Source organism: Anoxybacillus sp., assembly GCF_036834105.1.
Taxonomy (GTDB): domain Bacteria; phylum Bacillota; class Bacilli; order Bacillales; family Anoxybacillaceae; genus Anoxybacillus.
The window spans coordinates 1-10,716 of the sequence record NZ_DAITON010000078.1 but is presented as its reverse complement, the minus strand read 5'-3'; the positions used below and the strand labels follow the sequence as shown (position 1 = coordinate 10,716).

Below are 10,716 nucleotides of genomic sequence, written 5' to 3'. Positions count from 1 at the left end.
CCATAAGAAAATGATTCATTTCTTTCGCTGCTTCGCGTCCTTCATGAATCGCCCAAACAACAAGGCTTTGTCCACGTCTTGCATCACCTGCGACAAATACACCTTCAACATTCGTCTTGTATGCTTTACTAACTGTCTCGATTCCAAACTGTTGTAAAAGTTGCGGTTCTGGTCTTTCAAAACCAATAGCGATCAATACGAGATCACACGGCCATATTTTCTCTGTACCTGGAATTTCTTTAAATACAGCACGCCCTTGATCATCTATTATTTTTTCCATTTGGATCGTATGCAGTTCTTTTACTCTCCCTCTCTCATCACCAACGATTTTTTTCGTTTGAATACAATATTGACGCGGGTCATTGCCGAACTTCGCTTCCGCTTCTTCATATGCGTAGTCAACTGTAAATACAAGCGGGTATTGCGGCCATGGATTATCGTTTGTGCGCTTTTTTGGCAATGCCGGATGTTTGCCGAATTGCACAACGCTTTTACATTGTTGCCGCAATGCCGTCGCGACACAGTCAGCCCCTGTATCGCCACCACCGATTACGATGACATGTTTATGCTTGGCATCAATAAACGCTTCATCTTTTTCGTCGGTAAGTAGCCATTTTGTCGTCATTGTCAAGTAGTCCATCGCAAAATGAACGCCATCAAGCTCGCGTCCTTCCATCATAAGATCGCGTTGCTTTTGTGCTCCAATACAAAGCACAACCGCATCATATTGTTTGCGCAATTCATCCATCGCCAAATCTTTTCCGACTTCTATGTTTGTAACAAACGTAATTCCTTCTTTTTCAAGCAAGCGTACACGTCTCTCAACGACGGCTTTTCCAAGTTTCATATTCGGAATGCCGTACATCAACAAACCACCAATTCGATCCGCGCGCTCATACACAGTGACAAAATGACCAGCTTGATTTAGTTCATCTGCACAAGCTAACCCTGCAGGACCAGAGCCAATGACGGCCACCTTTTTTCCGGTTCTTTTTTTCGGAATGCGCGGTTGAACCCACCCTTCCTCAAACGCTTTGTCAATAATCGCTCGTTCAATTCCTTTAATCGCTACTGCTGGATCAGAAATCGCTACTGTACACGATCCTTCGCACGGCGCTGGGCAAACGCGTCCTGTAAATTCCGGGAAATTATTTGTCTTCACTAACCGTTCAAACGCCTCTTTCCATCTTCCACGATACACAAGGTCGTTCCATTCTGGAATGAGATTATGAATCGGACAGCCAGATGTCAAGCCTTGAAGCTCTATGCCCATATGACAAAATGGCGTACCGCAATCCATACATCGCGCACCTTGTCTCGCTAACGTGTCGGTTGAAAATGGATCAGTATATTCTTTCCAATTATTTAGACGGGAAAGAGGATGACGTTTTTTTTCTTCTTCCCGCGCATATTCGATAAAGCCTGTTGCTTTTCCCATCATTCTCCCCCTTTCACCTATTTCGGAAGCGTTCGCTTATTTCGCGACCGCTTCCACCACTTTTACACCTTTTTTGTTTACAACTGTTTCAAACGCCTCAAATACCGCTTCATCATGTGATAAACCACGCCGCTTCATCGCCTCAATTGTTTCAATCATCAATTTATAGTTTTTCGGGATCACTTTGACGATCCGTTTGACTACATCGTCCCAATTCGCGAGCACATATGCTGCCTTTGGACTTTCTGTATATTTGTAATGTTTCACAATCATTTCGCGCACATCGCTTCTTTCTTTTTCATCGACTAAGGACTCAAATAAAACGAGTTCACGGTTCGCATTTTTTTGCCACGTATCATCGTAAGCGAATACGTAAGCTACACCACCAGACATTCCAGCAGCGAAATTTTTTCCGACCGATCCGAGAATGACGACGCGCCCTCCGGTCATATACTCACAGCCATGATCCCCTACTCCTTCAACGACCGCATGGACGCCGCTATTTCGAACACAAAAACGCTCGCCAGCGCGACCGCGAATATACGCTTCACCGCTCGTCGCTCCATAAAAAGCCACATTTCCGATAATCACTTGATCGCTACATGCAAACGTTGCTTCGTGCGGCGGACGAATAATGACTTTGCCCCCCGATAAACCTTTTCCGACGTAATCATTGGCATCGCCAATTAACGTCATCGTCATTCCTTTTGGTACGAACGCCGCAAAACTTTGCCCAGCGGAACCGTGAAAACATAACTGAATCGTATCTTCTGCAAGCCCTTCTTCACCGTACCGTTTCGATATTTCGCTGCCGACAATCGTGCCAACTGTACGATGAACGTTTTGGATGGCAACTTGCAATTGTACCGGCTCTTTTTGTTCAATTGCCCGCTTGACGGCTGGCAAAATGACCGTATCATCAAGCGTTCGATCAAGATGAAGGTTTTGTGGTTTAGAAAACGTTCGCGCTCCTTCCACTTGATACAATAAACGCGACAAATCTAAATGTTTCGCTTTCCAATGTTGCTTAGCGCGTTCGCTCACTTTTAATACATCGACACGCCCGATCATCTCTTCCATTGTCCGAAAACCGAGCTGCGCCATGATTTCACGTACTTCCTGAGCGATAAAATACATGAAATTGACGATATGCTCCGGCTTGCCTGTAAATTTCGCACGCAGTTCTGGATTTTGTGTTGCAACCCCGACTGGACAAGTATCTAAATGACAAACGCGCATCATGACACACCCTAAAACGACGAGCGGAGCTGTCGCAAATCCAAACTCTTCCGCACCAAATAACGCTGCCATGACGACATCGCGGCCTGTCATCAATTTTCCGTCTGTTTCTAGTACGACGCGATCGCGCAACCCGTTTAACATGAGCGTTTGGTGCGTCTCAGCTAAACCGAGCTCCCACGGAAGCCCTGCGTGTTTAATGCTCGTTTTCGGCGAAGCCCCTGTACCTCCGTCATATCCGCTAATAACAATAACATCAGCGCCCCCTTTTGCCACTCCGGCCGCAATCGTACCGACACCTGATTTGGCGACAAGCTTCACGCTAATTCGGGCATGACGATTCGCATTTTTTAAGTCGTAAATGAGCTGCGCTAAATCTTCAATAGAATAAATATCATGATGCGGCGGCGGCGAAATGAGCTCTACCCCTGGCGTAGATCCGCGCACTTTTCCGATCCATGGATATACTTTGTTTGCAGGAAGCTGCCCCCCTTCTCCTGGTTTTGCCCCTTGCGCCATTTTTATTTGCAACTCATCAGCATGAACTAAATAGTGACTTTTCACACCAAAACGGCCGGAAGCAACTTGTTTGATCGCACTGCGACGAAGATCACCATGTTCATCTCTCACGTAGCGACGCGGGTCTTCACCACCTTCTCCGCTATTACTTTTTCCACCGATGCGGTTCATCGCAATGGCGAGCGCTTCATGCGCCTCTTCGCTTAATGAGCCGTACGACATCGCCCCTGTTTTAAATCGGCGCACAATCGCTTCTACCGGCTCGACTTCCTCGATCGGAACAGGCTTACGCGTATGATCAAAATCGAACAAATTGCGTAAAAATGTCATTTGTTCTTCATTTGCCATATTGGAATATTGCTTAAATAACTCATAGTCATTTTTTCGACATGCCCATTGTAACGTGTGAATCGTTTTCGGATTAAACGCATGATGCTCACCATTTTTACGCCATTGCAGTTCGCTCCCTGACTCTAAAGTATGATCATAAGACGTTTGGAACGTTTGGAACGCTTGCATATGTCGCATTTTTGCTTCTTGTGCAATTTCGTTTAAGCCGATCCCGCCAATTTGTGACGCTGTTCCTGTAAAATATCGTTCAATAACATCATTGCCAATACCGACTGCTTCAAAAATTTGCGCACCGCGATAGCTTTGCACTGTTGAAATGCCCATTTTTGACATCACTTTGACAACGCCATCTGTCGCTGCCTTTTTATACGTTTCGACCGCATGTTCATATGTGGACGCGATCACCCCGTTTTCGACCGCTTCACGAATCGTCGCAAAAGCTACATATGGATGAATTGCATCCGCTCCGTAACCGATTAACGCAGCGAAATGATGTACTTCGCGCGCTTCCCCACTTTCAACAATTAAACTCACTTTCGTGCGCGTCCCTTTCCGCACGAGATGTTGATGCACCGCGCTGACTGCCAAAAGAACAGGCATGGCTATGCGCTGCTCATTCATTGAGCGATCGGATAAAACAATTAACGTCACACCATTAGCAATAGCTTCATCTACCGCTTGACATAATTCATCTAACGCTTCTTTTAAATCATTTGTAAAAACAGTAGACAATGTAACGCATAAAAATTCGCGGTACGGATTCATTCGCAATGCTTGTAATTGCTTGTTCGTGACAATTGGGGAATGCAAGCGAATGCGCCGCGCAGACGACTCATCTGGATGCAACACATCTCCTTCTTTTCCGAGCCACGTGACAGTGGATGTGACAACATATTCACGAATCGCATCAATCGGCGGGTTCGTTACTTGAGCGAACAGTTGCTTGAAATAATTGAATAAACTTTGCGGACGTTCGGATAATACAGCTAGCGGCGTATCGTTGCCCATTGCTCCGGTTGGGTCTTTTCCTTCCGTCGCCATCGGAATGATCGTTTTTTCAACATCTTCATACGTATACCCAAACGCTTTCTGCCATGTGATAAGATTGTCAAACGGCTGTTCCTCATCTCCCGCAAACTGCTCGTCAAGTTGTTCAATAGAAACAGTTTGTTCGTTCACCCATTGACGATACGGCCGTTCATTGGCGATTCGCGTTTTTATTTCTTCATCAGAAATGATTCGCCCTTCTTCTAAATCAATAAAAAGCATTTTTCCCGGGCTTAATCGCTCTTTATATAAAATTTGTTCCGGAGCTACATCAACAACTCCGACTTCCGATGAAAAAATAATATAGTCATCTTTTGTGACATAGTAACGAGCTGGACGAAGACCGTTGCGGTCAAGAATACCGCCAATTTGCTTGCCATTTGTGAATACGATTGCTGTTGGACCGTCCCACGGCTCCATCAGACAGCTGTGATATTCATAAAACGCCTTTTTATGTTCATCCATCTCTTTATCCCAATACCACGGTTCTGGGATCAACATCATCGCTGTTTCAGCAAGCGACTTTCCGGCTAAAACGAAAAACTCAAACGCGTTATCGAGCATGGAAGAGTCGCTTCCGTTCGTATCTAAAATCGGGAGTACTTTTTGTAAATCTTCTCCAAACAACGGGGAGGAAAACTGCTTCTCACGCGCCATCATCCAATGAATATTTCCGCGCAACGTATTAATCTCCCCGTTATGAATTAAATAACGATTCGGATGCGCTCGCTCCCAACTCGGAAACGTATTTGTGCTAAAGCGCGAATGAACGAGCGCAAACGCCGAACGAAATCGTTCATCTTGTAAGTCCATGTAAAAAGCATCCAATTGCTCTGGGGTCACCAACCCTTTGTAAACAATCGTGCGACTAGATAGACTCGCAAAATAATATTCATTGTTTTGCACGAACTTTTCCGCCCGTTTTCGAATGACGTATAACTTCCGTTCAAACTGTTGGTCATCAACGATATCATCGCTCGCTGCGATAAAAAGCTGCCGAATATACGGACGGCTTTGTTTTGCTAATATTCCGAGTTTTTCGACACAAACAGGCACGTCACGCCATCCGAGCACCGTTTGCTCTTCTTCACGAACGATTTCATCTATTTGGCGTTCGAACATCGTTCTTGTTTGTTCATCATGTTCAAAAAAGAAAATCATTCCGACCCCATAACGCCCTTTAGTCGGAAGTGAAAATGGACAAACGGAACGAAAATAATCGTCCGGAATTTGTACCATGATTCCCGCACCATCACCCGTTTGCGGATCGCTCCCTTGCCCTCCGCGATGTTCCAATTGCCGCAACATATGAAGGCCTTGTTGAACAATATGATGGGATGCTTCTCCTTTTAAGTGGGCATACAATCCAATTCCACATGCATCATGCTCAAATTGCGGACAGTACAATCCTTGAGCTTTCGGTAATCCTCTCATTTCAATCCCCCATTCCGTCGTCGTGTATGTTATGTATAATTGTAGGTTTCAATAATGATATAAACAATATATAATTTAGATAACATTTATCTCATTTTGAGAACGATAGAAAGAGGCGGGGGAAATGGAATTAAGGCAATTGATTTATTTTACAGAAGTGGCTAAAAGGGAACATGTGTCGGAAGCTGCTGAAGCATTGCATGTCGCCCAGTCCGCGGTCAGCCGCCAAATCGCCAATTTAGAGGATGAACTCGGAGTGAAGCTATTTGAACGAGAAGGGAGGAATGTGAAACTAACTCCGATTGGTCGTCACTTTTTACAACATATTGAGTTAGCATTAAAAGCGATTGATTATGCGAAACAACAAATTGAAGAGTATTTAGATCCGGAACGCGGAACAATTAAAATTGGTTTTCCAACAAGTCTAGCGAGCTATACGATGCCGATGGTTATTTCGTCATTTAAACAACAACATCCACACATTTCTTTTCACTTACGTCAAGGGTCATATAAATTTTTAATTGAGGCAGTAAAAAAACGAGAAATTGATTTAGCTTTTTTAGGCCCCGTTCCAACAGAAGAAAAAGGCGTTCAAGGAGATATTTTATTTACGGAGTCATTCGCTGCGCTCATTCCGACAGATCATCCACTTAACCAAAAACGAAGCATCGCGCTAAGTGAATTGCGACACGAACCATTTGTCATGTTTCCTCAAGGATTTATTTTGCGCAAAATAGTCGAAGATGCTTGTAAACAAGCCGGCTTTTCTCCAATCATTTCGTCGGAGGGAGAAGATTTGGACGCGATCAAAGGACTCGTTTCGGCCGGTATCGGTGTCACTTTATTACCAGAAAGCACGTTTTACGAAACAACCCCGCGCTATACGGTGAAAGTGCCAATTGACCTCCCACTCGTCCGACGCAATGTCGGGATCATTTTACCTAAGTGTGATCTCCCACCATCTGTTCATGTATTTTATCAATTCGTGAAACAATTTTTCGCGATGTTAGATCGATATCAGTAAGCCAGCCTATACCACGCCGGCTTACTGTCCTTATACAGATAAATCAATGCCAACAACGCCAACGACATGCCCGTCTTGAACGATCGGCGCTGAAATGGTTAAACACGGACGCTTCGTTAACGCAGATGTATACACCGAAGAAACGTATATATTCCCTTTTGCAGCTTCAACAAACCACGGACGAGCTTTGGCATTTACAAGTCCCGCAGGAGGATTCGAATAAATGAACGTACCGTCCATCCGATTCGACCAAACAGCTTCTACATTTTCATTTATGTTTAAAAATTCATTTAAGTATGCCTCATGTTCACTTGTTTGTAAACGAGCAAGCGGATAAGAGCGTAAAAACAATGTAAGCTTTTCTTTCATTTGTTCAATCACATGTAGATCAACGAAAGTTGCCGTTACACGTTCATCGTTTTTTATAATTGTTTGCAACTCGTTCGATGTTTTTTCAATCGCTTCGTTCACTTGTAGCACCTGTTTCACATTTTCATGTTGTACATCCATATGTTTTGCGACTTCATAGGCATGATTTTTATTTTCTTGCACCATCGAAGAAATATATTCAAGCAAAGCCGAAATTTCTTGCACACTCGCTGTCTGTTCGTCGACCGATTGCGACGAATCGTGTGCCATTGCTGTCATATGATGAAGTCTTTCTTTAAAATCAGACAAGACAGAGAAAATGTGATTCATTTCATTTGATCCGTTGTCAATTTGCTCTGTCTCTGACTTGACCATATGCATGGTGGAGGCGATCTCAGATTGAATAGATGATAAAATGTCTCGCGTTTGCTCTACGGCAGCTGACGTTTGGTTAGCTAATTTCCCAACTTCGTTTGCAACGACCGAAAACCCTTTCCCATGTTCCCCCGCACGCGCGGATTCAATGTTCGCATTGAGCGCTAAAATACTCGTTCGCTGCGAGATAGAAGCGATCGTCGAAAGAATGTGATGAATTTCTTGCGAACGCTCTACTAACAACTCCATTTGACGAAGAAGCGCATAATGACCTGTTCGCAAATCATCCATTTCACGTTGAAGGTTTTTTAAAGAGTGTAGCGAGCGGATCAGTTCGTTATAAGATGCTTCACTGTCTGCATGAATGCGCTGAGAAACGTCTGAAATTTTTAATGCCGATCGTTCAATCATTTTCATCTTCTCTTCTACTTGAGCTGTATAAATTACCGTTTTTTCCAAGCGGTCAATTAATTGGACTGTGCTCTGTTGCGTTGCGCTTGATGTTTCATCTAGCGAAGAAGCGGCTAATTTCATTTGCTCAACAACTGCCTTTAGCTGATCAGCCGCTACTTCAATTTGATTGATCGCCACGCTCTGCTTCGTTTCTTTCATCTCTTCTGCTTCTAATCTTTTTCTCAGCAAAAACATATTCAGTCCTCCTTGTGTTATATTTTATAACATCAATATAACACATAAAGTTAGCTAAATAAACATTTTTATTAATATTCAGAAAAATATAATGTTACAATCCATCTCTCCTTAATAAATTTGTAACGTACGCTGGACTTTTATGTTAATATGGGAAAGAAACGAATATAAATCATTGGAAACGATACAAATAAAAGGAGATGCTACTATGGAGTATAAACTGGAGACCATCGATTTTGAGCTAACTATTGTAGGGAAGGGATATGAAGTAAAAACAAACGAAGCATTTCAAATCATCCCATCGCTTTGGGAATATGCCAACAAAGATGGATTGATGCAAAAGTTGATCGATTTATCATGGGAACAACCAAAATGTAAACTTGAAGGATTGTTAGGTGTTTGCGGAACAACATCGGCGATAACAGATGAGAAATTTACTTATTTTATGGGCATACGTTACGATAAAGAAGTTCCGAACGATATGCAACGTATAACAATTACACACGACACATGGGCGGTCATCCCCAATGTAGATGAAGCATGGAAACGACTACATTCCGAATGGCTTCCTGCTTCTCGTTATGAACTTGCCCATGTCCCTTTAATTGAATGCTATTATCCGCCAAAGCATCATCCGGAAAATGAACTATGGATTCCAATTAAACAGAAATAAATACAAATGAAAGAACGCCAACGCATGCCAAAGGAGCACATATCGCTGGAGACTCCTTTGGCACATGCACATAATCAAAAATACAAATGTGCAAAGCCGATCACACTTGCTACCGTCAATGGACTAAGCAAGGTAGATAAAAATACGGCTTGAGCGGCGTATGCTGGATGATGATTGTATTCTAATGCATACAATGCTGTATTTCGCGAGCAAGGATATGCACTAGCAATAAGCAACGCTTGAGCTGTAATTCCTTCCATATGTAAAAGTAAAATGATCAAAAAAGCAATGAAGGGCGATAAGATTAGGCGACTACAAATCGTTATAAACATAAGACGCGGAATACGTTTCACATCCATATATGCAAGTTGAGCACCTAGCGTCACCAAGGCAATTGTTAAAAAAGCATCAGCTACATGTTCAAGGGGGCGCCAAATAAATGCTGGAACGGAAATATCGAAAAACTTCCAAATAACAGCGAGAACGAGTGCATAAATAATCGGATTTTTTAACATGTCACGTGTTATTTTCTGCCTATTTTCACTCGCCGAAATAAATTGAAACACGCCGTATGTGTTCGTTAAAAAGTTTTGGAAAATCGTTACAACAATTTGAATCGACATCCCTAACGGTTCATGGCGAAATACGAGCTGGCTAACCGGGATGCCGAAATTGCCGGAGTTATTAAGCACGATTGTGTTTTGAAATGTTGCTCCTAGGCTACGGTCAAGCTTTAGCCATTTCGCCATGACAGCGCTAAGCGCAATGAGCGTGCCATTTTGTAAAACAAGAAAGAAAAGAACGTGAAACAACACCTCGCTTTTCATATCGCTTTTATACACGTTCACAAACCCAACAGCTGGAAGCAAAAAATACGTCGTCATTTTCGACAACGTATTCATATCAAAATGAAACAACCGATGCAAATAAGCCCCTGCGCCAATCAATAAAAACAACGGCAAAATAACATCGACAACAATGCGAATGAAAATGCCCAATGAACGTCCTCATTGAATTTTTTTTGAATATATACTATAATTTACTTGTATATAATTTCTCATCATAACAAGAGGAGGTAATAAAATGGGGGATTTCATTTTCCAACTAGCGTCAATATTAGGAATTTTATTTTTTGTAACATTATTCCTATTTCTTATTAAAAATTTATTTAAGGGATCGAATAAGGAGAAAAGTTGAGAAATTTTCTTGCTCTTCCATCTTAACATGTATAAGTTTACTTTAAATTGACTAAGGAAAATTTTAACATCGTGATCATGATTCAAATGCATAAAACTCTTTATTTTGTTTAATTACAGTTAAAGTAGGGAGGGATTTTTATGAAAAAGTTAATCCAACTTCTATCATTAGGTAGTGTTCTCGTATTAGGGTTTGCAAATGTCAATATAGTCAAAGCAGATGTGGTTGAAACCAAATCAGTAGAACAACAAAACATGTTACGGTATAGTCAAGAAGATTATGAACTTATTAAACAAAAGCAAGTTGAAAAAGGAGTTGAGCCCGAAAAAGCAGACGAGCTAATTAATAAACTGTAGATGAGCATTTTTCATTACATTAATTTCCATCCCTAAAAGACAAACA

7 protein-coding genes are annotated in these 10,716 nt (G+C 42.3%); 3 read left to right on the top strand and 4 right to left on the bottom strand.

The window, feature by feature from the left end; all coding sequences use genetic code 11:
• Together V7Z64_RS08745 and gltB are read right to left on the bottom strand one after the other, a co-directional pair.
• On the bottom strand, positions 1-1,438 hold a 1,438-nt coding region (locus V7Z64_RS08745; protein WP_334110098.1), incomplete at its 3' end, for a glutamate synthase subunit beta.
• 36 nt (positions 1,439-1,474) lie between these two features.
• Positions 1,475-6,028 carry a glutamate synthase large subunit gene (gene gltB / locus V7Z64_RS08740; protein ID WP_297991266.1) on the bottom strand — a complete coding sequence of 1,518 codons (4,554 nt, stop codon included), beginning with the start codon at positions 6,026-6,028 and terminating at the stop codon, positions 1,475-1,477.
• Between the two features lie 124 nt (positions 6,029-6,152).
• Here gltB and V7Z64_RS08735 point away from each other — a divergent pair, with 124 nt between their 5' ends.
• Positions 6,153-7,052 (top strand): LysR family transcriptional regulator, encoded by a 900-nt coding sequence (locus V7Z64_RS08735; protein WP_297991268.1) that lies wholly within the window; start codon positions 6,153-6,155, stop codon positions 7,050-7,052.
• Between the two features lie 30 nt (positions 7,053-7,082).
• Here the strand turns inward: V7Z64_RS08735 and V7Z64_RS08730 are convergent, their stop codons facing one another.
• On the bottom strand, positions 7,083-8,444 hold the full coding sequence (locus tag V7Z64_RS08730; RefSeq protein ID WP_297991270.1) for a methyl-accepting chemotaxis protein: 1,362 nt from the start codon (positions 8,442-8,444) through the stop codon (positions 7,083-7,085).
• A gap of 208 nt (positions 8,445-8,652) precedes the next feature.
• Here V7Z64_RS08730 and V7Z64_RS08725 point away from each other — a divergent pair, with 208 nt between their 5' ends.
• Entirely contained in the window at positions 8,653-9,117 is a 465-nt protein-coding gene (locus tag V7Z64_RS08725) for a GyrI-like domain-containing protein (protein WP_297991272.1), read from the top strand.
• 74 nt (positions 9,118-9,191) lie between these two features.
• Here the strand turns inward: V7Z64_RS08725 and V7Z64_RS08720 are convergent, their stop codons facing one another.
• Positions 9,192-10,115 (bottom strand): AEC family transporter, encoded by a 924-nt coding sequence (locus tag V7Z64_RS08720; protein WP_297991274.1) that lies wholly within the window; start codon positions 10,113-10,115, stop codon positions 9,192-9,194.
• A 339-nt stretch (positions 10,116-10,454) separates the two neighbouring features.
• On the opposite strand from V7Z64_RS08720, the gene V7Z64_RS08715 reads away from it, so the two are divergent.
• Positions 10,455-10,670 carry a hypothetical protein gene (locus V7Z64_RS08715; protein WP_297991275.1) on the top strand — a complete coding sequence of 72 codons (216 nt, stop codon included), beginning with the start codon at positions 10,455-10,457 and terminating at the stop codon, positions 10,668-10,670.
• Positions 10,671-10,716 lie beyond the last annotated feature (46 nt).

What these genes read in the sequence shown, in the direction of transcription:
- gltB (WP_297991266.1), bottom strand. Translation starts at nt 6,028, where the DNA reads ATGAGAGGATTACCGAAAGCTCAAGGATTGTACTGTCCGCAATTTGAG.
- V7Z64_RS08730 (WP_297991270.1), bottom strand. Translation starts at nt 8,444, where the DNA reads ATGTTTTTGCTGAGAAAAAGATTAGAAGCAGAAGAGATGAAAGAAACG.
- V7Z64_RS08725 (WP_297991272.1), top strand. Translation starts at nt 8,653, where the DNA reads ATGGAGTATAAACTGGAGACCATCGATTTTGAGCTAACTATTGTAGGG.
- V7Z64_RS08735 (WP_297991268.1), top strand. Translation starts at nt 6,153, where the DNA reads ATGGAATTAAGGCAATTGATTTATTTTACAGAAGTGGCTAAAAGGGAA.
- V7Z64_RS08715 (WP_297991275.1), top strand. Translation starts at nt 10,455, where the DNA reads ATGAAAAAGTTAATCCAACTTCTATCATTAGGTAGTGTTCTCGTATTA.